The organism is Streptomyces sp. NPDC041968 (assembly GCF_055589025.1).
Genome location: NZ_JBVJCB010000001.1, coordinates 647,695 through 668,702, shown reverse-complemented (window position 1 = coordinate 668,702; position 21,008 = coordinate 647,695). Strand labels below are relative to the sequence as shown.

Below are 21,008 nucleotides of genomic sequence, written 5' to 3'. Positions count from 1 at the left end.
AGCTCCTTGCGCTGTGCATGTGGGGGGCCACCATGGGCGGGACCCCCTGGGACATGTGCGTCGATCACGGTCTGCAGCCCGTCGGTCGCACACCGTAAGTATCGTTGGTCCCGGCAGTCACATTCGCTCCTACGGGCGACGATCACCTGTTCCAGGGAACAACTGCTCGCCTGTTCGGATCACGCCCAGCGCCACCAAGTCCTGCGGCCGCAGTCGCAGTTGGTCCGCCGTCGCCTCCACCTCCTCGGGCGGGCGCTTGAGGATCGCCGCCGCCGACTCCGGCGCGATGACGGAGAAGTAGCTGTCCGGGGTCGCCCAGGTGCTGCCGGGCGCGGCCAGCGCCAGCGCCCCGCCCGAGCCGCCCTCGCCGATCACCAGCGTGGTGACCGGCGTACTCACCGACGCCACCGCGGTGAACAGGTCGGCGATCGCCGCACCCGCGCCCTGCCGTTCCGCCGCCGCGTCGTTCGCCGCGCCCGGGGTGTCCACCAGGGTCAGCACCGGGACGCCCAGCCGGTCCGCGAGCCGGATCAGCCGGGCGGCGGTGCGGTACCCGGCGGGCCGGGTCGCCGTCCCCGTCTGGGCGGCGTACGCGACCGTCCGCCCCGCGTGCTCGCCGAAGCCGCAGAGCATGCCGTCCGGGTCGGTGCCCCCGCAGCGGTCGCCGGAGAGGGCGACGCGGTGGGTGAAGTAGGCGTCCAGGTACGCCCCGGCGCGCGGTCGTTCGGGGGAGCGGGCCCGCCGTACCGCGTCCCAGCCCGTCTCCGGCAGGTCCCGCGCGCCGAGCGGTGCGGGCACGGGAGCCGGGTCGTCGGACGGCGCCGTCAGCAGCCGCAGCCACCGGCCCAGCGTGCCGCGCAGCTCGCCGGGCGGCACGACGGCGTCCGCGCTGCCCGCCGCCACCTGCGCCTCGGCCGTGTACGCGGCCGGATCGGCGTCCGGCGGCCGGACCCGGGAGCCCGCGAAGCCGACCTGGGCGCCGGGCAGCGCGAGGACCACGTCGGCGCCCGCGCCCAGCGTCGCCCAGCCGCCCCCGGTGGCCGGGTCCCGCAACACGGCGATCTGCGGCAGCCCGGCCGCGCGGGTGAGCGCCGACTGCCGGGCCACCCGCTGGAGCTGGGTCAGCGCGAGCATCCCCTCCTGCATCCGGCTGCCGCCCGTGGCGACCAGCGGCACCACCGGCAGCCGCCGCTCGCGCGCGTGGGCGTACGCCGCCTCCAGCCGGTCACCGGTGCGCCGGCCCAACGAGCCGCCGAGGAAGCCGAACTCGAAGGCGAGGAACACGGCCGGGGTGCCCAGGACGTGCCCGGTCCCGCAGACGACGGACTCCTCCTCGCCGGTGCGTCCGGCGGCTTGGGCGCGGGCGGCGTCGTAGCCGTGCCAGCCGAGCGGGCCGTCGGGCTCCGACGTGCCCGGGGGGTGCGGCAGTTCGGTGAAGTCGTCGGTGAGCAGGGCGAGGAACGCGCGTGCGGACAGGCGGTCAGTCATGGCTCAGCGCCCGCTTCATGATCTTCCCCATGTCGTTGCGGGGGAGGGTGTCCAGGAGGCGCAGGACCCGGGGCCGCTTGTGCGGGGCGAGCCGGCCGGCGACGTGGTCGGCCAGCGCGTCGAGGGCGGGCGGCGCGGCGGGGTCGGCCGGCACGATCCACGCCACGATCCGCTCACCGAGGTCGGGGTCGGGCTCGCCGGTGACGGCGGCCTCGCGCACCCCCGGGTGTTCGAGCAGCGCGTTCTCGATCTCACCGGCCCCGATCTTGTAACCGCCGCTCTTGATCAGGTCGGTGGCCTTGCGGCCGACGATGCGGACGTAGCCGTCCGGGTCGCGCACCGCCATGTCGCCGGTGCGGAAGAAGCCGTCCCCGGTGAACGCGGCGGCGGTGGCGTCGGGGCGGTTCAGGTACTCGGTGAACAGGTTCGCGCCGCGCACCTGGATCTCGCCGACGCTCTCCCCGTCCGGCTCCGCGATCGGTGTGCCGTCGTCCTCCACCAGCCGCAGCTCCACCCCCGGCAGCGGTACGCCCACCGTCCCGGCGCGGGGCTCGCCGTCCGCCCGCACGCTCGTGTTCATCAGGGTCTCCGTCATGCCGTACCGCTCGATCACCCGCCGGCCGGTCGCGGCGGCGATCCGCTCGTGGTCGTGCACGGGCAGCGCGGCCGACCCCGAGACCAGCAGCCGGGCCCCGGCCAGCGCCTTCGCCAGCTCCGGGTCGCCGGGCAGCGCCTCGGCGATCCGGTGGTACATCGTCGGCACCCCGAACAGCATGGTCGCGCCGGCGTTCAGCTCCCGCGCCGCACCCTCGGGGGAGAACCTGCCCAGGTGCCGCACGGACCCGCCGCGCCGCAGCGGACCGAGGACGCCGAGCACCAGGCCGTGCACGTGGAACAGCGGAAGCCCGTGCACCAGCACGTCCTCGCCGGTCCACGCCCAGGCGTCGGCGAGCGCGTCCAGGGTCGTCGTCAGCGCGCGCCGGGGGATGACGGCGCCCTTGGGCGGCCCGGTGGTGCCGGAGGTGTAGACGACGAGCGCGGGGTCGCCGTCGCCGGTGTGGTCCTCGGGGACGGGCCCGCCGGCGGCCACGTCGACGTCGACGCGCTCCAGGCCGGCCAGGGCGGGCGGCAGTTCGCCGCCCGGGGCCGCCAGGACGAGTGACGGCTCGCTGTCCGACAGGATGTGCGCGAGTTCCTTGTCGCCCGACTTCGGGTTGAGCGGCACGACGGGGACGCCGGCCAGCAGCGCGGCCACCACGGCGACCGCGGTCTCCAGCGCCGGGGTCGCCCAGACGGCGACCCGGCCGGCGGCCCCGATCCGGCCGGCCGTGCCGCCCGCCGCGGCGGCCAGTTCCGCGTAGGTCAGGGAACGCTCGCCGAAGCGCAGGGCGGGCCGGTCGGCCGCGGCGGTCGCGGCCGGGAGGAGGGCCGGGAAGAGAGAGGACACGCGTCGTACTCCTTGGTCGTTGCTCGCTGTTACCGGGTTGCCGGTCGTCTGACGGGACCTACCCGAAGCCGGGTACCACCAGCACCAGCCAGGCCAGCGCGGGTACGGCCGCCACCACGATCCCTCCGTACACCATCAACTGCCGGAAGAAGCGCTCTCGATCGACGTCGGGGGCCGCGGCCAGGACCAGTGCCCCGTTCGTCGAGAACGGACTGACGTCCACCACCGTCGCCGAGACCGCGAGCGCCGCCACCATGCCTACCGCCCCGATCTCGCCCTGCGCGAGGAACGGCACCGCCAGCGGGATCAGCGCCCCCATGATCCCCACCGAGGAGGCGAAGGCCGAGACGAGCGCGCCGATGTAGCAGAGCAGCACCGCGGCCAGCAGCGGTACGCCGATGCCGCCGACGCCCTCACCGGCCCAGGTGATGGTGCCCATCTCCTCCAGTACGCCCACGTACGTGAGGACACCGCAGATCAGCAGGACCGTCGACCAGGCGATCTCACCGACCGCGCGGCGGCTGTCGTCGGGCCAGACGGTGCTCAATACGACGGCGAGGGAGACGGCGGTCAGGCCCGCGTCCAGGTCGAAGCCGAGGACGGCCACGACGAGGGCGACCAGGGCGACCAGGGTGGCGATCCGGGCGGGGGTCAGGCGCGGTCCCGCGCCGTCGTCGCCGTCGCCGTCGCCGTCGCCGGAGGTGTCCTGGCCGGGGCGGACGGCCACGGCGGTGGGGGCGGTTCCGGTGGCCGTACCGGTACCGGTGGATACCGTGCCGGAGGTGCCCGGGGCCGCGCCCGCCGTCCCGGTCCTCCCCGTCCCCGCCGTCCCGGTCTCTCCCGTCCCCGTCTTCCCCGTCCCCGCCGTGCCGTCGCCCGTCCGACCGCCCTCCTCCGGCGCCACCGCCCCCCGCGCCCACAGCTTCCGTCCGCCGAAGAGCGCGAACAGCACGCCCGCGATGAGGAGGTTGGCGATCAGCGAGGCCAGGAAGAGGGTGATCTCGCTGCCCGGCAGGTCCTCCCGCTCGACGATGCCGTTGACGATCGAGCCGTAGATGCTGATCGGCGAGAAGCCGCCCGCCTGCGCGCCGTGCACCACCATCGTGCCCATGAGCAGCGGGCTGATCGCGTACCGGGTGGCGAAGCTCAGCGCGACCGGCGCGACGATGGCGACCGCCGCCGGGCTGACCGCGCCGATCGCCGTGAGGGCGCCGGTGAGCGCGAACATCACCCACGGGATCAGCGCCACCCGCCCCCGCACCAGCCGGACGGCCGCGTGCACCAGCCAGTCGGTGGTGCCGTTGGCCCGGGCGATGGCGAACAGGTAGGTGACGCCGACGAGGACGACGAACAGGTCGCCGGGGAAGCCGGCGAAGATGCCGTCCGCGTCGAGGTCGGCGACGAGCGTGCCCACCCCGAAGGCGGCGGCGAAGGCGAGCGCGCCCATGTTGACGGAACGGGTGGTGGCGATGACGAACACCACGACGAGGACGAGGATCGAGACGAGTTCGGGGGACATGCGGGGGCTCCCGAGGGCTGACCTGATTGGCTGAGTGGCTGAGCCACTTGTGTCGTGCGGTTGGTCGGTCAGCGTGGGCCCGAGCCGGGCGGCCGTCAAGGGGTCGCGCACGAATTGGCTCAGCCACTCGGCCAACCACCGCCCGGTGCTACGCTCCCGGCGAGAGGGGGACCTCGTGACCGACGCCCTGCGCCCCATGACCAAGCAGCGCCTGTACGAACAGGTGCTGGAGCGGCTGCGCCAGTACGTCACCGACGGCGGTCTGCGGGCCGGCGACCGGCTGCCGCCCGAACGGGACCTCGCCCAGCGGCTCGGCGTCAGCCGGGCCTCGGTGAAGCAGGCGATCGTGGTCCTGGAGGTCCAGGGCCTGGTGGAAGCGCGGCACGGCGGCGGGACGTACCTGGTCCGGGACAGCCTCGACGTGGAACCGGTCGAGGACATGGTGGAGCGCCGACGGCGGCTCCCGGACGTCCTGGAGGCCCGCGAGGCGCTGGAGACGAAGCTCGCCGAACTGGCCGCCGAGCGGCGCACGGAGGACGACCTGGCGGCGATGCGCTCCGCGCTCGCGGTGATGGCCGAGGAGATCGAGCGGGGCGACCACGGCGTCGAGGGCGACCGGCTGTTCCACGCGGCGGTGACGGCGGCGGCGCACAGCAGCCTGCTCGCCGAGTTCATGCGCTCCATCGCCCACCAGATCGCCGAGAGCCGCACCGAGTCCCTGCGCCAGCCGGGCCGGCCCGGCCGCTCCCTCGCCCAGCACCAGGACATCCTCGACGCCGTCGCGGCCCGCAGGCCCCGGCAGGCGGCCGGCGCGATGCGCCGCCACGTCCGTACGGTCGCCAAGGTCCGGCTGCTGGACTGGGACCCCGGCGAGGAGCGGTAGCCGGACCCGGCGGCGGATGGGGTTGCTAGCCTGCGGAGCCGTCACCCGCGCCGTACGAAGAGGGAGCCCGCCGTGCCCCGGATAGCACTCGTCACCTGCCGCCCCGGCCCGCAGATCAGCGTCGACCGCGATCTGCCGGTGCTGGTGCGGGCGCTGGAGGCGGCGGGGGCCGAGGCGTCCGCCGAGATCTGGGACGACGAGGACGTCGACTGGGCGTCCTTCGACCTCGCGCTGATCCGCTCCACCTGGGACTACAGCTGGCGGGCGGGCGAGTTCACGGCGTGGGCGGAGGAGTGCGGCGAGCTGACGCGGCTGTCGAACCCGGCGGCGGTCGTGCGCTGGAACACCGACAAGCGCTACCTCGGCGACCTCGCGGCGGCCGGCGTGCCCGTCGTCCCCACCCGCTGCATCGCCCCCGGCGAGGTGCCCGACCTGCCCGACGACCACGAGTACGTCGTCAAGCCCACCTCGGGCGCCGGGGCCCGCTTCGCCGCCCGCTACACGCCCGACGAGCACGCCACCGCGCTGCGGCAGGTGGAGCGGATGCACGCCGAGGGGTTCACGGCGATGGTGCAGCCCTACATGCGCAGCATCGACACCGCAGGTGAGCGGGCGCTGCAGTTCTTCGGCGGGCGCCTGCTGCACGCCTCCCGCAAGGGCGCCGTCCTCACCCCCGGGACGCCGTACGACGAGCGGAAGGTCGCGCATCCCGGCCTGGAACCCTGGTCCCCGACCCCGGCCGAACGCGCCGTCGCCGAGAGCGCCCTGGCCGCCGTACCGGATGCCCCCGAGCTGCTGTACGCCCGGGTGGACCTGGTGGACGGGGAGGACGGGCGGCCCCGGGTGATGGAGCTGGAACTGGTCGAGCCGAACCTCTTCCTGTGGCTGCACGAGGAGTCGCTGCCGCGGGTCGTCGAGGCGGTGCTGGCGGCGGCCCGTTAACGGCCCCCGACGGCCGTCCGCTGGAGCAGCCCCCAGGTGAACTCGGCGGTGACCTCGTGCCGTCGGCCCCGCGCGTCCGGTGCGGTGAAGGCGAGCCCCCAGCGGGTGGGGGCCGAGCCCTGGAGGGGGCGGGCGGGTGCGAAGGCGCGGGCGACCTCGTCGACCGTGCAGGACCAGGGGGTGAGGTCGTCCAGGGTGCGCAGCTCCGGCCCCTGGGCGCCGGGGGCCCGCACCAGCCACTCGTTCCAGACGACTCCCCGGTCGGCGACCAGCACCTCGAAGCGCAGGTCGGGCCAGAGGGGAAGCGGCCACCGCCGGGCCTCGCACTCCAGGTCGCCGATCCGGCGCGGCGCCGACGACTCGGGTTCGCCGAGGACGGAACGGTACCGGGAGGCGGCCGAACGGGAGTGCGGCGAGCGGAGCATGGCCTGCCAGCGCTTGTTCGCCTCCCGCTGGTCCGCGAGCGAGGCGCCCAGCGCGCGGCGGGCGTCCTCCACCAGCCCGGGGTTGTGGTCGGCCATGCGCCGCAGCAGCACCAGCTGGAAGTCGAGCGGGGTGAAGGGGGCGGGGGGCCGCTTACCGGTGGGCATGGGGGCCATCGTCGCCCACCGGCCGGGCGGGCGGTGCGCGGACGCACGCCCATTGCCCCGGGAAACGCGATGTGAGTAGCCTGTGTTCGCTATTCCGATCGCCTGTTGAAATTTCGAACACTAAGGGAGGGGGCCGGACATGGGACGCCTCGTACCAGCCGTGACCCGGGCTCTCGACATACTGGAGCTCTTCCTCGACGGGGACGGCACGCTCTCCGCCCCCGACATCGTGCGCCGGCTCCAGCTGCCGCGCACCACCGTGCACGAACTGGTCACCACGCTCTCCGCCCGCAAGTACATCGTCCCCGTGGCCGGTCAGCCCGGACGGTACCGGCTCGGCGTGCGGCCGTACCAGCTCGGCGCCCGCTACGCCGAGCACCTCGACCTCGCCGCCGAGGGCCAGCAGGTCGCCCGGAGCGTCGCCGAGACCTGCGACGAGACGGTGCACGTGGCGATCCTGGAGGACACGGACGTCATCTACATCGCGAAGGTGGACTCCACGCACGCGGTGCGCATGGTGTCGGCGGCCGGGCGCAGGCTGCCCGCGCACTGCACGTCCGTCGGCAAGATGCTGCTCGCCTCCCTGCCCGAGCCGGAGCTGGCCGCCCGCTTCCCCGACGACGCCCGGCTGACCGCGATGACCCCGAACAGCATCACCGACCCGGCCGCCCTGCGCGAGGCGTTGGCCGGTATCCGGGAGCGGGGCGTCGCGGTGGAGAGCCGCGAGTCCAACCCGGACGTCTCCTGCGTGGCCGCCCCGGTCCGGGACCGCAGCGGCCGGGTCGTCGCCGCGCTGTCGATCTCCGTGCCCATGATCCGCTGGAGCGAGGAGCGTCTCGGCGAGCTGGAGCGGCTCGCCGTCGAGGGCGCGGCCGACCTGTCCGAGCGGCTCGGCCACCGGAGCGCGGCATGAGCGCGAGCCGTCCGCCGTACGAGGTGGCCGTCCGGGCGGAGGCGGCCCTCGGCGAGGGCCCCACCTGGGACCCGGCGACGGGACGCCTGCTGTGGATCGACATCCTCGCCTCCCGCGTCCACACCTACGACCCGGCCACCGGCCGGTGTACGGTCCGCCGCACCGAGCAGCACGTCGGCGCCGCCAAGCCGCGCGCGGGCGGCGGGCTGGTGCTCAACCTGCGCGACGGGATCGGCCTGGTCGACCCCGACGACACCTTCCGCTGGCTGCACCGGGAGGTCGTGCCCGGCCGCCGCGGCAACGACGCCGCCGTCGCCCCCGACGGCACCCTGTGGGCCGGCACCATGCGCTACGACGAGGCGACCGGCGGCGGGACGCTGTCCCGGGCCGCCGGGGACGGCACGGTCACGCCGGTGCTGACCGACGTCACGGTGAGCAACGGCACCGGCTGGAGCCCCGACGGCCGGCTGATGTACTACGTCGACACCCCGACCCGGCGCATCGACGTCTTCGACGTCTCCCCTGCCGACCACCTGGTCTCGGGGCGCCGTCCGCTGGCCGTGATCGAGGACGGCGCCGGCTACCCCGACGGCCTGTGCGTGGACGCCGAGGGCTGCGTCTGGGTCGCGCTGTGGGACGGGGGCGCGGTGCGCCGCTACACCCCGTCCGGCGACCTGGACCGGGTGATCCCCCTCCCGGTCCCCCGGGTCACCGCCTGCGCCTTCGGCGGCCCCGGTCTGACCGACCTGTACCTCACCACCGCCCGGGTGGGACTGACGGCCCCGCACCCGCTGGCGGGCGCGGTGCTGGTGGTGCCGGACGCGGGGCGGGGGGTGCCCCAGCCGGCGTTCGCGGGCTGAACGGGCGGCGGGGCCGGGGCGGGTGGCCTGCCGAAGGCGCCCGGCCGCTCACGCCCCCGTGCGGTCCAGCCCCCGCAGCACCTCGCGCTCGCCGGGCGTCAGCGGCGGCTCCGCCGGTGGCGGGAGCGCGGGGCCGGCGAGGGCGGCCAGGACCGCGTCGGGACGGAACATGCGGGTCGGCGGCGTGCGCATGCTGGTGACGTCCCACAGGGCCGAGGCCGCCGCGTACGAACCCGTCGCCGCCTTCGTCAGGCGCCGGGTGTACGCCGTCACCACGCGGTCGGCGGCGCCCGGCCGCCCGCCGCGCACCCCCGGGTAGCGGACGTCCTGGCCGACGGCCAGCGACCACGCCGCGTCCACCGAGCGGGCCGCGCCCCGCAGCACCCGCCGGCCGAGACCGGGCGCGCCCGGACCGCCCCGCTCCAGCTCCCGGCCGAGGACCCGCGCTCCGAACGCGGCCACCGTCATGCCCTGCCCGTACGCCGGATTGAAGGTGGCCAGCGCGTCCCCGAGGACCACGAACCCCTCAGGCCAGCGCGGCGACCTCTCCAGGTACCGCCGCACGTTGCTGGTCGACCGGCTCAGGTGCACGTCGGTGAGCGGCTCGGCGCCGGAGATCAGCCGTCCCACGATCGGGTCCGGCAGCGCGAGCGTGTACCGCAGGAAGCCCTCCGGGTCCGCCGGCGGCTCACCGCCGCGCGAGCCGCCGCAGCTCACCAGCCAGCGGCCCCCCTCGACCGGCATCACCATCGCGCTGCGGGCGGGCCGGGACACGTACGGGTCGGCCTGCACGACCGTCAGCGGGAACCGCTCCGCACCCGCCGGAACCCGGTAGACGCGCGAGGCGTTGACCAGGCCCGAGTCCACGGTCCGCTCCCGGACGCCGGACAGCCCGAGCCCGTCCAGCCAGGCGACGACCCGCGTGCCGCGTCCGCTCGCGTCGACGACCAGGTCGGCGTCGAGGTCCGTGTCCCCGCCGGGCGCGGCGATCCGCACCCCCCGCACCCGCCCCGCGTCGCCGGTCAGCCCGATCACCGCGGCCCGGCGGATCTCGACGGGTCGGTGCTCGAGCACCGCGGCCCGCACCGTCCAGTCCAGCAGCGCCCGGGTGCAGGTCAGCATCACGGGCCCCTCGCGCCGCCATCTGCGCAGCCAGCCCTCGGGTGTGCGGGCCAGCATGCCCGAGCTGAGGGAGACCTCGTGGGCTCCGGCGGCGACCAGTCGCTCGCGCAGGCCGAGGCCCGGCACCAGCTCCTCCATGGCGGCCAGGCCACCGGCCATGAGCAGATGCGCGTGCCGCCCCTGCGGCAGCCCGCGGCGGTGCTCCGGCCCCGGCGGCAGCTCGTCGCGGTCCACCACCACCACCTCGTCGACGCCCGCGGTGGACAGCACGGCCGCGGCCAGCATGCCGGCCAGGCCGGCACCGACGACGACAGCTCTACGCGACATGGGGCTCCTCGGGTTCGGCCAGGGATCCGGTCATGGAGGTGCGCGCCGCTCCGTCGGGCGCGAGGGCCCCGGCGGGCGGACGCACCAGCGCCTGCGCCAGCTCCACCAGCCCGCTCGGGCCGGAGACCTCGGTGGCGTGCAGCCGGTACGAACCGGTGCTCTCGGGTGGTTCCTCACGGGCGCGGGCCCGCCGCGCGGCGTCCGCGAGCATCGCCGCCTCCGCCGCCAGCCGGGCCTCGTGGGGAGTGCGGCCACCGCGCAGGGCCGCGTCCCGCACCCGCTCCCGGACCCGGTGGTCGAAGTACGGCGCCAGCGCGAGCAGGGCGTCGTGGATGGACACCTCGCGCCACTGGAGCCGGGCCCGGGGCAGCTGCCACCGGGCGGCCGGTGGTCCGGGGGCGGTGGACACCGGCTCGACCAGGGACCACAGCGGCTCCAGCCGCCGGTAGTCCTCCAGTCCCCGCCAGTGGGCGACCACGGGCGGCAGCAGCCTCGGCAGCACGAACCCCGCCGAAACCAGCAGGGCCGCCAGCGAGGCCATCGGCGGGGCCACCGTGGTGGACAGGAAGTCGAGGTCATGCCCCGTCCAGCGCGCCACGACCGCCGTGTACTTCGCCAGCTGGAACCCCACCACGTCCAGCAGCGCCCCCAGCAGGATCAGCCGCAGCCCGGTGCGCAGCAGCCCGCCCACCTCGCGGCCCCACTTGAGGCAGACGACGCACATGACCAGCATCGCCGCGCTGTGGCCGAGCAGGTACAGCAGGATCATCTCGCGCATGAACGGGGTGCCGGCGTAGTACGTGTCGAGGTCGGTCAGCCGCTCGGTGTGCGCGTCGGCGAGCATGAACAGCACGACGATGGCGACCACCAGCAGCCCGTAGGCGGCCATGCTGCGCAGCACCATCCGCCGCACCCGCGCGCGGGGGCCGCCCCGCCAGTTGATCAGCAGCACGAGCACCGCGCAGCTGTACGCGGAGAGCATGCCGTAGGTCAGCGGGGCGCCGAAGTTGGGGACGCCGGTGAGGTCGTTGACGGTGGCGAGGGTGGCGGGGGCCGCGCAGACGAAGACCAGGGCGCCGAGGACGACCGCCGCGCAGGTGGACAGGGTCAGCGGGTTCCGCATGGCCGTGCGCGGCCGCCGGAACAGCAGGACGGACGTCATCCCGAACACCAGGGCCGCCAGATACACGACGAGGCTCACGCCGCCCTCCTCCCTTCGCCGGGGGCCCGGTTCACGTGGTCCCCGCCGTGGTCGTACCGCTCGGCACCGCGGGGACCGCGGGCACCGGCGCGGTGCCGGCCAGCGCGTCGGCGATCCGGTCGAGGGCGGCCGGGCCGGGCAGCCGGGCCGTGCCGCGGGCCGCCGGGTGCCGCCCCGCCGGGTCCGCCTCGCGTCGTACCGCGTCGCTGATCACGGCGGCCCAGGCGGCGGCCTCGGCCCGCTCCGGGGCCCCGGTCGCCGCCAGCGCCCCGGCGTGGACCCGGTCGTACAGGTCCCCGTCGAAATACGCGTCCAGGTGGCCGAGCGCGTTGTGGATGCTGGTCCGGCGCCACATCAGCAGGGTGGCGGGGGAGGCGAACCGGGGCCGGGGCAGCCTGAGCGCCCGGCGGGTGAGCAGACCGTCCAGCGCCCGCTCCAGCGGCCCGAGCCGGGCGTACGCCCGCCGCGCCCGCCGCCACGCGGTCACCCGGGGCGCGAGCAGGGGGACCAGGACCCCGACGACCGTCAGCAGGGCGCCGAGGCCGGCGGCGGCCGGGGAGACGGTGGTGCCGAGCGCCGACCAGTCGTGCCCGGACCAGCGGGCGCCCACCGCGACGAGCTTGACCACGCTGTAGCCGGCGCCGCACAGCGAGCCGATGCCGAGCAGGGTCAGGCCCGCCCGCAGCCCGCCCCGCACCCGGCGCGCCCAGCGCAGCGCGGACACCGCGGTGACGGTCGCCGCGGTGAGGTGCGCGACCAGGTACAGGACGATCATCTGGGCGAGGAACGGCGTGCGCGCGTAGTAGGTGTCCAGGTCGGTGCGGCGCTCCTCGGGCGCGTCGCCGAGCGCGAAGGTCCCCGCGATGCCGAGGACCACGAGGGCGTAGGCGAGGGTCCAGCGGCGGGCGGTGCGCCGCACCCGGGGCCCGCCGCGCCAGTGGACGACGAGGATCTGGGAGGCGGCGCAGTACCCGGTGATCGCCGCGTAGGTGAGGGGGGCCGCCAGGTTCGGCACCCCGCTCAGCCGGTTGACGGCGCCGACCGTCGGCGGCGCCCCGAGCAGGAAGCAGAGGCCGGCCAGCCCCAGCACCGCGCACAGGGCGCGCAGGTACGGGTCACGGCGGTGCCGGAGCAGGTCGGGGGCCTTCACCAGCAGTCCCAGCCACAGCACCCCGCAGCTCACGTAGTTGATCAGGGCGTTCACCGCGTGGTCCCGCGGTAGTTGAGCGCGGCCCCGATGCGTCCGGCGAGGTCCTGGGGGTCGTCGGGATCGCCGCCCTCCGCGGCGAAGACCGAGTCGGTGGAGGCCTCCAGCCAGGTGCGCAGCCGACCGCCCATCAGCATGCCGAAGCGGTCCGCCTCCTGCTCCTCGGCGAGCGAGAAGTCGGTGCGCGCGGCGACCGGCCGGGGCTGTCCGCCGGTGGCCTCGTCCGGGTCGGAGCGGCGGCGGCTCATGTGCCACACCTCGTGGCAGAGGATCACGATCTGGTGCCACACGGCGGCGCGTTCGTCCACCACCACGTCGTCGTGGTGCTCGCGCTCCAGCCACAGCCCGCTCGCGGTGTGCGGCGGGAACGCCGCCCGGTGGACGACCACGTCGCGTCCCCGCCAGGCGCTGACGGAGGCGACGAGCGCTTCGAACAGGACCTCGGGATCCGCCGGTACCGGCACCCGGATGGGGTCGATGAGGGCGTCAGCGAGACGACGCATCTCCTTCCTGGTACGCACCGCTGTCTCCCTGTTCGCCTGGGTGTGGCTCGGTCACCAGTGCAATATGCCAAGACGGCCGCCGTCCGGGCCAGTTCCGCGTGCCGAGCGGTCACCGGGTGACCGCCGCGGTGTCCCGGGGTGCCAGGGCGCGGGCGCGGGCGCGGACCACGGGCTGCCATGGTGTCCCCCCGCTCTCACTCGCCGCCGTGCTCGAGGCCGTTCGAGCCTACGCGGATGGATGTGTCCGCGTCATGCGATGCGGGGAGTGAGCGCGGCGCGTGGACGTCCCGGTCCGGATCCCTGCCCGAGTTCTTGCTTGAACCATTGACGCGAAAGCGCTTCCCACCTACGGTCCCGTTCGAAGTTACGAGCGATATTCGATATCTCGAACAACCGTGAGCGGATATCCCTGAGCAGATAGGGCAGGGCATGGGACGACCTGGCCTCGATCGCAGGCAACTGCTCGCCGCGATGGGCGGGCTGACGGTCGCCGGGAGCTTCGGCTTCGCGGCGCTCGGTACCGGAGCCGACGCGCTCGCCTCCGGAGCGGACACCCGGGTGCGCTACTGGAACCTCTTCAGCGGCGGCGACGGCTACAACATGATCGCGATGCTGGACTCCTTCCGGAAGGACAACCCCGGCATCGACGTGAAGGACTCCACCCTCCAGTGGGGCAGCCCCTTCTACACCAAGCTCGCCATGGCGGCCGCCGGCAACCGCGCGCCGGACCTCGGTGTCATGCACCTGGGCCGCGTCACCGGCTTCTCGCCGGGCCGCCTCCTGGACCCCTGGGACGTGGGCCTCCTCGCCCAGTACGGCGTGCGCGAACAGGACTTCAACCCCGCGCTGTGGAAGCGCGCCGTCATCGACGGCAAGCTCTACGCGCTGCCCCTCGACATCCACGTCCAGCTCTGCTTCTACCGCAGGGACGTGCTGAGGAAGGCCGGCCTGCTCGACGCGGACGGCCGGATGGTCCCGGTGACGTCGGCCGACGAGTGGTTCGACGTACTGAAGGAGGCCAAGGCGGCCACCAGGAAGGGACTCCAGACCCTCGGGCTGTGGGTCAACGACCAGAACTTCCAGTGGTGGTTCTTCGTCGCCTTCTACACCCAGCTCGGCGGCACCTGGTTCAGCGCCGACAACACCGAGGTCACCTTCGACACCGACAAGGCCACCCAGGTCCTGGAGTTCCTGCGCCGGCACATCACCGAGGGGTACGCCGACCCGGGCTTCGCGGGCGGCGCGGGCGCCGAGCAGTTCGTCAACGGCGGCCCCTTCGTCTGGGAGGGCAACTGGTCCGTGCCGGTCTTCGACGGCGCGAAGCTCGACTACGGGGCGATGCCGCTGCCGCCCGTCTTCGGGAAGCAGGCCACCCACGCCGAGTCGCACGCCTTCGTCCTGCCCCACCAGGCCGGCCGGGGCGGCCCCGAGAACGAGGGCGCCCACCGCCTCGCCGCCTACGTCGTCCGGCACGCCCGGCAGTGGGCGGCCGGCGGCCACATCCCCGCCTTCACCCCGACCCTGTCCACGGCCGCGTACCGGGAGCTGAAGCCCCAGAGCGAGTACGTCTCGGCCATGGACCACCAGGCCACCGAGCCCAAGGTGTGGTTCGCCGGGTCCACCGGCATCCTCGCCCAGCGGGTCGGACCGATCGTCGTCTCGTCCACGCTGGGCTCCGCGAGGCCCGACGCGGTGGCCCGCCGGATGAAGAGCACGCTCGCCCGGCTCCTCGCCTCGAAGAACCCGATGGACGGGAAGACCGCCGCCGAGGGAGGTGCCGTCGCATGACGACGACCAGTGCCGAGACCGTCGTCCGCCCGGCCCGCGCACGGACCGCCGCCGAGACCGCCACCGTCCGCCGCAAGCAGGGCTTCCAGCACGGCGGCTGGTTCGTCGCCCCCTTCCTCGTGCTGTTCGGCCTCTTCGTGATCTGGCCGCTGCTGCGCGGCGTGTGGCTCAGCTTCACCGACGCCAACATCTCCGGCGACGCCGCGCGCTTCGTCGGCCTGGACAACTACCGCGAGGCCCTCGACGACCCGCTGATGTGGGACGCCCTCGGGCACAGCGCCTGGTTCACGCTGCTCGTGGTGCCCTGCATCACCGTGCTCGCCCTGCTGCTGGCGCTGCTGGCCCACCACATCGAACGCGGCAAGTGGCTCTGGCGGCTCTGCTTCTTCCTGCCGTTCCTGCTGCCGTCCACCGTCGCCGCCAACCTCTGGCAGTGGCTCTTCAACCCCGGCACCGGCATGGTCAACCACGTCCTCGGCCTCGACACGGCGTGGCTGACCGACAAGTCGTACGCCATGCTCGCCGTCGTCGTCTGCACCCTGTGGTGGACGGTCGGCTTCAGCTTCCTGCTCTACCTCGCCGCGCTCCAGGGCATCCCCGCCCACCTCTACGAGGCCGCCGAGCTGGACGGTGCGAACGCCTGGCACCGCATGCTCCACATCACGCTGCCGATGCTGCGCAACATCACCGGTCTCATCGTGGCGCTCCAGATCCTCGCCTCGCTCCAGGTCTTCGACCAGGCCGTCGTCATGCAGGACTTCGGGCCGGGACCGGAGGACTCGACGCGCACCTTCGTGCAGTACACCCTCGAACAGGGCTTCACCAGCTACCGCGTGGGCTACGCCTCCGCGATCTCCATCATCTTCTTCGTGCTCATCGCGGCCGTCGCCCTCGCGCGGATGTGGCTGCTGCGCAACCGTGAGGAGGACGGCCGATGACCACCGCCGCACCGGTGCACAAGGACCCGCGCCGCCCCTGGACGCCGAGTCAGATCGGCCTCACCCTGCTCGCCACGGCCGTCTCCGCGGTCTTCCTCGCCCCGCTGCTGTGGGCGCTGTTCACCTCGCTGAAGTCGGAGACCGAGGCCGTCGAGGTGCCCACGCACTGGCTGCCCGAGGACTGGACGGGCCAGGCCTGGAAGGCCCTCTTCGAGACCGGCAACATCACCGACTGGTTCGTGAACTCCCTCGTCGTGTCGGTGTGCGTCACGACGATCGTGCTGGTCGTGAGCGCCCTGGCCGGATACGGCTTCGCCCGCACCGAGTTCCGGGGGAAGTCCGTCCTGATGGGCGTGGTGATGGCGGGCCTCATGGTCTCCCCGGCCGTGCTCGGCGTCCCGCTGTTCACCACCGTCCAGCAGATGGGGATGGTCGACACCTACTGGGGCATGATCCTGCCGCAGTGCGCGCCCGCCGCGATGGTCTTCATCCTCTACAAGTTCTTCCAGGGCGTCCCGCGCGAACTGGAGGAGGCGGCCTTCATCGACGGCGCCGGCCGCTGGCGCGTCTTCCTCACGATCATCGTGCCGCTCTCCCGCCCGTCCCTGGCGGCGGTCGGCATCTTCACCTTCATCAGCTCCTGGAACAACTTCCTGTGGCCGTACATGGTCACCAACAACCCCGACCTGATGACCATGCCGAACGGCATCGCGACCGTCATGAACTCCTACGGCATCCAGTGGGCCCAGCTCATGGCCGGCGGCCTCATGGCGGGCCTGCCGCTGATCGTCGTCTTCGTCTTCTTCCAGCGTCAGATCGTGGCGGGCGTCGCCCACACGGGCCTGGCCGGCCAGTAGCGCCCCCGAAGAGTCCCCCGAGCAGAGTCCCCCGAAAGGAAAAGATGCGTACCGCCCGCTTCACCCTCGACCCCGCCTTCACCGTCGGCGCCGTCAACCCCCGTCTCTTCGGCTCCTTCGTGGAGCACCTCGGCCGCTGCGTGTACACCGGCGTCTTCGAGCCCGGACACCCCACGGCCGACGACGCGGGCCTGCGCCAGGACGTGCTGGACCTCGTCCGCGAACTCGGCGTCACCGCCGTCCGCTACCCCGGCGGCAACTTCGTCTCCGGCTACAAGTGGGAGGACTCCGTCGGCCCGGTGGAGGACCGCCCCCGCCGCCTCGACCTGGCCTGGCGCTCCACCGAGACCAACCGCTTCGGCCTCTCCGAGTTCATCGCCTTCCTGAAGAAGGTCGGCCCCCAGGCCGAGCCCATGATGGCGGTCAACCTCGGCACCCGGGGCGTCGCCGAGGCCCTGGAACTCCAGGAGTACGCCAACCACCCGGCCGGCACCGCCCTGTCCGACCTGCGCGCCGAGCACGGCGACAAGGACCCCTTCGGCATCCGGCTCTGGTGCCTCGGCAACGAGATGGACGGCCCCTGGCAGACGGGCCACAAGACCGCCGAGGAGTACGGCCGCGTCGCCGCCGAGACCGCTCGCGCGATGCGCCAGATCGACCCCGGCGTCGAACTCGTCGCCTGCGGCTCCTCCGGCCAGTCCATGGAGACCTTCGCCGCGTGGGAGGCGACGGTCCTTCAGGAGACGTACGACCTGGTCGACCACATCTCCCTGCACGCCTACTACGAGCCGCTCGACGGCGACGTCGACTCCTTCCTCGCCTCCGCCGTGGACATGGAGTCCTTCATCGAGAACGTCGTCGCCACCTGCGACCACGTGGGCGCCCGCCTGAAGTCCAAGAAGAAGATCAACCTCTCCTTCGACGAGTGGAACGTCTGGTACATGACCAAGACGCAGGCGGAGGTGAGCGCCCTGGACTGGCCCGAGGCGCCCCGCCTGTTGGAGGACAACTACAGCGTCATGGACGCGGTCGTCTTCGGCTCGCTGCTCATCGCCCTGCTCCGGCACGCCGACCGGGTCACCGTCGCCTGCCTCGCCCAGCTGGTCAACGTCATCGCCCCGATCATGACCGAGCCGGGCGGCCCCGCCTGGCGCCAGACGACCTTCTTCCCCTTCGCCCAAGCCTCCCGGTACGGCCGCGGCGAGGTCCTCGACGTGCGGGTGGACTCGCCGACGTACGAGACGAAGAAGTACGGCGAGGCCGACCTGCTGCACGCCACCGCCGTGCGCGCCGAGGACGGCTCCGTCACCGTCTTCGCCGTCAACCGCTCCCGCACCGGGGCCCTGCCGCTGGACGTCGCCCTCAGCGGCCTGGATTTGAGCGAGGTCGTCGAGCACAGCGCCCTCGCGGACGCCGACCCCGACGCCCGCAACACGCTCGCCGAGCCCGAGCGGGTCGCCCCGCACCGGGTCGACGGCACGGCCCTGGCGGACGGCAGGCTCACCGCCTCGCTGGAGCCGCTGTCCTGGAACGTGATCCGGCTGCGCTGAGACCGCCGGGGGCGCGGGCGCGGGCCGGGGAGGGCCGCCGGGTCAGCGTCGGCCGGGGGAGGCGACCGGTTCCACCGGCACCCCTCCGGCCGCGCTGCCCAGCAGCTCGAGCCGTACCCGGCCCGGCCCCGGGGCCGCGTCGCCGCCCGACAGGACCGCGAGGGCCAGGGTGTTGGCGGCGGCGCGGGTGCGCAGGATGCCGTTGGGCAGGACGAAGGTTCCCGGCGAGTCCGTCAGGTCGCCCGCGTACTCGCCCAGGTTCCAGCCGTTCAGGAAGACCTGCGCGCGGTTGCCGCGGCCCCCGCCGGCGTCGAGGACCAGGCCGACCGAGGCGTCGACGTCCGGCGGGACGTCCAGCCGGAAGGTGGTCCGGTACCAGGTCACGCCCTGGCGCCGGTCCCCGCCGGCGTCCACTCGGGTGGGGGTGACGGCCTCCCAGCGGCTGTCGTCGTACCCGGGCAGGTGCCAGCCGTGCCGCTCCCCGTACAGCCCGCCCGTGTTGAGTGGGCCGCGCACGGGGTCGGGCGCGGCCGCGCCCCGGATCCGCCACTCCGCCTTCGGTGACGCCCCTTCGAAGGCGGCCGAGACGAGGCCGCGGGCCGACCGGTAGGCGTCCTGGTCGTGCTGGGTACGCCGGACCAGGACGGACAGGACGGGCGAGGCACCGGCGTCGGGCCGTCGCCGCCGGCGCTCGCGCAGCGCGGCCGGCAGCCGGAAGCGGGCCGTGGCCGCCCACGTGCCCGCCTCCCCCTCCCCGCCCGTGCGGTGCGTGCCCAGCGGCTCCCCGTCCAGCCACGCCATCAGCAGGCCCCGCGCGCCCGTGCGGTAGGCGAGGGACACGGACTCCAGGCCCGCGGCCGCGGTGAGCCGGCCGCGGTACCAGACGTCGCCGTAGTGGAAGCCGTAGTCGTCGGCGAAGAGCACGGGCTGTCCGTCCGGCACGGGGGTCGTGCCGTGCGAGGTCCGCAGGTCGGCGGTCCGCCAGCCGGAGTCGTCGTAGTCCGGCGCGGACTCGGGGTTCTCCGCGCGTCGCCGCCAGCCGTCGAGCGCGGGCAGCACCAGCTCGGGCACCCCGGGCAGCTGCCAGGTGGCCAGCAGGCTGTGGGCGCGGCTGACCGACGTGCTCACCGGCTCGCCGTTCCAGGTCACGTCGGTGATGCCGCGGGGTGCCCACACCTCCAGGGAGCACTCCTCGACGGTGTCACCGGTCAGCCTGACCGTGGAGCCGTCCAGGGCGACGTCGCGCAGCAGCGCCGGGCCGTGCACGAGGACGCGGCCCGACGGGGTCTCGTACGGCCACAGCCGCAGCGAGGCGGCGTCGTCGGCGAAGAGCAGCAGCGTGGTGCGGTCGGACTCACCGCTGCGGATGCGGACCCGGGTCAGCCCGTTCTCGCGCAGCGGCACCGTGACGTGCAGTTGGCCGTGGTCGTACGCCCAGGCCGCCTCCTCGTCGAGCCGGGTCGGCCACGGCTCGTGCGGGCAGTCCAGCACCAGGTGGGCCATCTCCCCGGCCCGGCCCGTGAAGGCGGCGATGTCCAGCCGTCCGACGCTCAGGGTCGCCATGGGCTGCACGGTGGCGTACGCCAGCTTGCGGCCCGAGCCCACGGGCAGCCCGGTGGCGTACAGCCGGGCGTCACGGGCGGGGACGGTGACCTCCACGTCGGTCCCGCCCATCGGGAGCGTCGACGTCACGTCGGCGGCGGAGTCGTTGCGCAGGACGTACGCGTGCGTGCCGGTGTCCGGGTTGGCCAGGTGCCGCACCTGGAGGCGGGCGTCCGCGGCCCGGACCCCGGGGGCCTCGTCGAGCCGGGTGAAGTCGGGGACGTGGCGCAGCAGGTGCCCGAGCTGGTGGAGCGGGGCGAGCCGGTCCGTGGGCCGGCGCGCCTCGTCGATCGCCGCGGTGGGGTCGTAGGTGGGCGCGGGCGCCGAGGAGGCGGCCAGCCAGCCCCAGGAGGTGCCGCCGAACGCGGTGCGCACGCTGTGCAGCGTGACCCCCCGCGCGAGGTGCGCCAGGTGGACGCGCCGCGCCTCGGCGGCGTCGCGGCTGCGCTCGGCCTCCCCCCGGGGGACCGGGGCGCCGGCGTGCAGGACGGGCACCTCGATGCCGTCGGCGCGGAGCCGGTCGTGCAGGCGGGTCAGGCCGGCGCGCTCGGGGGCGTCGACGCGGTAGAGCAGGACGGTGCCGGTGCCGCGGGTGTACTGGTGCCGGGCGGCGACGGCGTTGACGCGGCTCAGCCACTCGTCGGCGTGGCGCGCGTACGCGGCGTCGGTGGTCCCGGCCCCGCCCCCGGCGGACCTCAGCCAGCCCGGGAGGCCGCCGGCGTCCACGTCCGCGCCGATGTGCGGGCCGGGGTGCAGGACGACGTACAGGCGGGTCTCGGCGGCCGTGCGCAGGAACAGGTCCAGGTCGCGGACGCCGGTGAAGTCGTAGGCGCCGGGGGCGGGGGAGTGCTGGTTCCAGGCGAGGCGGACGTCGACCGCGTTGTAGCCGTACGCCCGCATCTTCTGCAGGACGTCCCGCCACAGGGAGGGGCTGGGCAGGCGGAAGGGGTGCAGCTCGCCGGACCACAGGCTCAGGCGTCTGCCGTCGACCAGCAGGCTGTACCGGTCCAGGGCGACCCGGTGGCGCACCCCGTCGGCGCCGGGCGGCCCGGGCGGCGGCCCGGTGGGCGCCGGGCCGGCGGCGCCGGAGGCGGGCAGCGCCCGGCCGCTCACACTGCCGCCGAGCGAGAGACCGAGGACGGTGGTGCCCGCGAGGGCGCTGAACGCTCGTCTGCTGAGCCTGCTGAGCTCCAAGGGAGCCTCTCCTGTTGCCGTACTTCCTGCTGCGCTGCCGGGCCATTCTCCACAAGGACCCGGCGATGCGTTAAATG

17 protein-coding genes are annotated in these 21,008 nt (G+C 74.3%); 8 read left to right on the top strand and 9 right to left on the bottom strand.

Going from position 1 to position 21,008, the window contains the following annotated elements; genetic code table 11:
• Positions 1-129 precede the first annotated feature (129 nt).
• From ACZ6EG_RS03100 to ACZ6EG_RS03090, 3 genes are read right to left on the bottom strand one after another with little or no spacing between them, the layout of a single operon-like run.
• Complete coding sequence (locus ACZ6EG_RS03100) at positions 130-1,488, bottom strand: carboxyl transferase domain-containing protein (protein WP_391967889.1); 1,359 nt, start codon at positions 1,486-1,488, stop codon at positions 130-132.
• Positions 1,481-2,935: an acyl-CoA synthetase gene (locus tag ACZ6EG_RS03095; protein WP_469601039.1), complete on the bottom strand. Its 1,455-nt coding sequence runs from the start codon at positions 2,933-2,935 to the stop codon at positions 1,481-1,483. The genes ACZ6EG_RS03100 and ACZ6EG_RS03095 overlap by 8 nt, the downstream gene beginning before the upstream one ends.
• A gap of 58 nt (positions 2,936-2,993) precedes the next feature.
• Entirely contained in the window at positions 2,994-4,454 is a 1,461-nt protein-coding gene (locus tag ACZ6EG_RS03090; RefSeq protein ID WP_469601036.1) for an SLC13 family permease, read from the bottom strand.
• Positions 4,455-4,629: 175 nt separating this feature from the next.
• Here ACZ6EG_RS03090 and ACZ6EG_RS03085 point away from each other — a divergent pair, with 175 nt between their 5' ends.
• Together ACZ6EG_RS03085 and ACZ6EG_RS03080 are read left to right on the top strand one after the other, a co-directional pair.
• A complete protein-coding gene (locus ACZ6EG_RS03085) occupies positions 4,630-5,337 on the top strand; it encodes a FadR/GntR family transcriptional regulator (RefSeq protein WP_391967886.1) in 708 nt (235 codons plus the stop codon).
• Positions 5,338-5,409: 72 nt separating this feature from the next.
• Positions 5,410-6,279 carry an ATP-grasp domain-containing protein gene (locus ACZ6EG_RS03080; RefSeq protein ID WP_469601032.1) on the top strand — a complete coding sequence of 290 codons (870 nt, stop codon included), beginning with the start codon at positions 5,410-5,412 and terminating at the stop codon, positions 6,277-6,279.
• Here the strand turns inward: ACZ6EG_RS03080 and ACZ6EG_RS03075 are convergent.
• Positions 6,276-6,878: a hypothetical protein gene (locus ACZ6EG_RS03075; RefSeq protein ID WP_469601029.1), complete on the bottom strand. Its 603-nt coding sequence runs from the start codon at positions 6,876-6,878 to the stop codon at positions 6,276-6,278. The genes ACZ6EG_RS03080 and ACZ6EG_RS03075 overlap by 4 nt on opposite strands.
• Positions 6,879-7,008: 130 nt before the next feature.
• On the opposite strand from ACZ6EG_RS03075, the gene ACZ6EG_RS03070 reads away from it, so the two are divergent.
• Together ACZ6EG_RS03070 and ACZ6EG_RS03065 are read left to right on the top strand one after the other, a co-directional pair.
• A complete protein-coding gene (locus ACZ6EG_RS03070; RefSeq protein WP_383642135.1) occupies positions 7,009-7,782 on the top strand; it encodes an IclR family transcriptional regulator in 774 nt (257 codons plus the stop codon).
• The gene (locus tag ACZ6EG_RS03065) at positions 7,779-8,642 is read left to right on the top strand and encodes an SMP-30/gluconolactonase/LRE family protein (protein ID WP_391967883.1); all 864 of its coding nucleotides are present in this window, start codon (positions 7,779-7,781) and stop codon (positions 8,640-8,642) included. Before ACZ6EG_RS03070 ends, ACZ6EG_RS03065 begins: the two co-directional genes overlap by 4 nt.
• A 48-nt stretch (positions 8,643-8,690) precedes the next feature.
• Here ACZ6EG_RS03065 and ACZ6EG_RS03060 read toward each other — a convergent pair whose 3' ends face one another.
• Genes ACZ6EG_RS03060 through ACZ6EG_RS03045 form a run of 4 tightly spaced genes read right to left on the bottom strand, consistent with a single transcriptional unit; the run spans position 8,691 to position 13,020 of the window.
• Positions 8,691-10,091, bottom strand: a complete 1,401-nt coding sequence (locus ACZ6EG_RS03060; RefSeq protein WP_469601025.1) for an FAD-dependent monooxygenase — start codon at positions 10,089-10,091, stop codon at positions 8,691-8,693.
• On the bottom strand, positions 10,081-11,292 hold the full coding sequence (locus tag ACZ6EG_RS03055; RefSeq protein ID WP_391967881.1) for an MAB_1171c family putative transporter: 1,212 nt from the start codon (positions 11,290-11,292) through the stop codon (positions 10,081-10,083). The genes ACZ6EG_RS03060 and ACZ6EG_RS03055 overlap by 11 nt, the downstream gene beginning before the upstream one ends.
• Positions 11,293-11,323: 31 nt before the next feature.
• The gene (locus tag ACZ6EG_RS03050) at positions 11,324-12,496 is read right to left on the bottom strand and encodes an MAB_1171c family putative transporter (protein WP_469601021.1); all 1,173 of its coding nucleotides are present in this window, start codon (positions 12,494-12,496) and stop codon (positions 11,324-11,326) included.
• Positions 12,493-13,020 (bottom strand): toxin, encoded by a 528-nt coding sequence (locus tag ACZ6EG_RS03045; RefSeq protein ID WP_391967879.1) that lies wholly within the window; start codon positions 13,018-13,020, stop codon positions 12,493-12,495. Before ACZ6EG_RS03045 ends, ACZ6EG_RS03050 begins: the two co-directional genes overlap by 4 nt.
• Before the next feature lie 411 nt (positions 13,021-13,431).
• On the opposite strand from ACZ6EG_RS03045, the gene ACZ6EG_RS03040 reads away from it, so the two are divergent.
• Genes ACZ6EG_RS03040 through arfA form a run of 4 tightly spaced genes read left to right on the top strand, consistent with a single transcriptional unit; the run spans position 13,432 to position 18,135 of the window.
• Complete coding sequence (locus ACZ6EG_RS03040; protein WP_469601018.1) at positions 13,432-14,790, top strand: extracellular solute-binding protein; 1,359 nt, start codon at positions 13,432-13,434, stop codon at positions 14,788-14,790.
• Positions 14,787-15,728 (top strand): carbohydrate ABC transporter permease, encoded by a 942-nt coding sequence (locus ACZ6EG_RS03035; protein WP_469601015.1) that lies wholly within the window; start codon positions 14,787-14,789, stop codon positions 15,726-15,728. Before ACZ6EG_RS03040 ends, ACZ6EG_RS03035 begins: the two co-directional genes overlap by 4 nt.
• Positions 15,725-16,585 carry a carbohydrate ABC transporter permease gene (locus tag ACZ6EG_RS03030; protein ID WP_469601012.1) on the top strand — a complete coding sequence of 287 codons (861 nt, stop codon included), beginning with the start codon at positions 15,725-15,727 and terminating at the stop codon, positions 16,583-16,585. The genes ACZ6EG_RS03035 and ACZ6EG_RS03030 overlap by 4 nt, the downstream gene beginning before the upstream one ends.
• 44 nt (positions 16,586-16,629) lie before the next feature.
• On the top strand, positions 16,630-18,135 hold the full coding sequence (arfA, locus tag ACZ6EG_RS03025) for an arabinosylfuranosidase ArfA (RefSeq protein WP_391967875.1): 1,506 nt from the start codon (positions 16,630-16,632) through the stop codon (positions 18,133-18,135).
• 42 nt (positions 18,136-18,177) lie between these two features.
• Here arfA and ACZ6EG_RS03020 read toward each other — a convergent pair whose 3' ends face one another.
• A complete protein-coding gene (locus tag ACZ6EG_RS03020) occupies positions 18,178-20,931 on the bottom strand; it encodes a glycoside hydrolase family 35 protein (RefSeq protein ID WP_469601009.1) in 2,754 nt (917 codons plus the stop codon).
• Between the last annotated feature and the right edge of the window lie 77 nt (positions 20,932-21,008).

Bases quoted from the DNA above. Each gene is read 5' to 3' on its own strand.
- ACZ6EG_RS03100 (WP_391967889.1), bottom strand. From the start codon at position 1,488: ATGACTGACCGCCTGTCCGCACGCGCGTTCCTCGCCCTGCTCACCGAC.
- ACZ6EG_RS03090 (WP_469601036.1), bottom strand. From the start codon at position 4,454: ATGTCCCCCGAACTCGTCTCGATCCTCGTCCTCGTCGTGGTGTTCGTC.
- ACZ6EG_RS03075 (WP_469601029.1), bottom strand. From the start codon at position 6,878: ATGGCCCCCATGCCCACCGGTAAGCGGCCCCCCGCCCCCTTCACCCCG.
- ACZ6EG_RS03070 (WP_383642135.1), top strand. From the start codon at position 7,009: ATGGGACGCCTCGTACCAGCCGTGACCCGGGCTCTCGACATACTGGAG.
- ACZ6EG_RS03065 (WP_391967883.1), top strand. From the start codon at position 7,779: ATGAGCGCGAGCCGTCCGCCGTACGAGGTGGCCGTCCGGGCGGAGGCG.
- ACZ6EG_RS03060 (WP_469601025.1), bottom strand. From the start codon at position 10,091: ATGTCGCGTAGAGCTGTCGTCGTCGGTGCCGGCCTGGCCGGCATGCTG.
- ACZ6EG_RS03040 (WP_469601018.1), top strand. From the start codon at position 13,432: ATGGGACGACCTGGCCTCGATCGCAGGCAACTGCTCGCCGCGATGGGC.
- ACZ6EG_RS03035 (WP_469601015.1), top strand. From the start codon at position 14,787: ATGACGACGACCAGTGCCGAGACCGTCGTCCGCCCGGCCCGCGCACGG.
- ACZ6EG_RS03030 (WP_469601012.1), top strand. From the start codon at position 15,725: ATGACCACCGCCGCACCGGTGCACAAGGACCCGCGCCGCCCCTGGACG.
- arfA (WP_391967875.1), top strand. From the start codon at position 16,630: ATGCGTACCGCCCGCTTCACCCTCGACCCCGCCTTCACCGTCGGCGCC.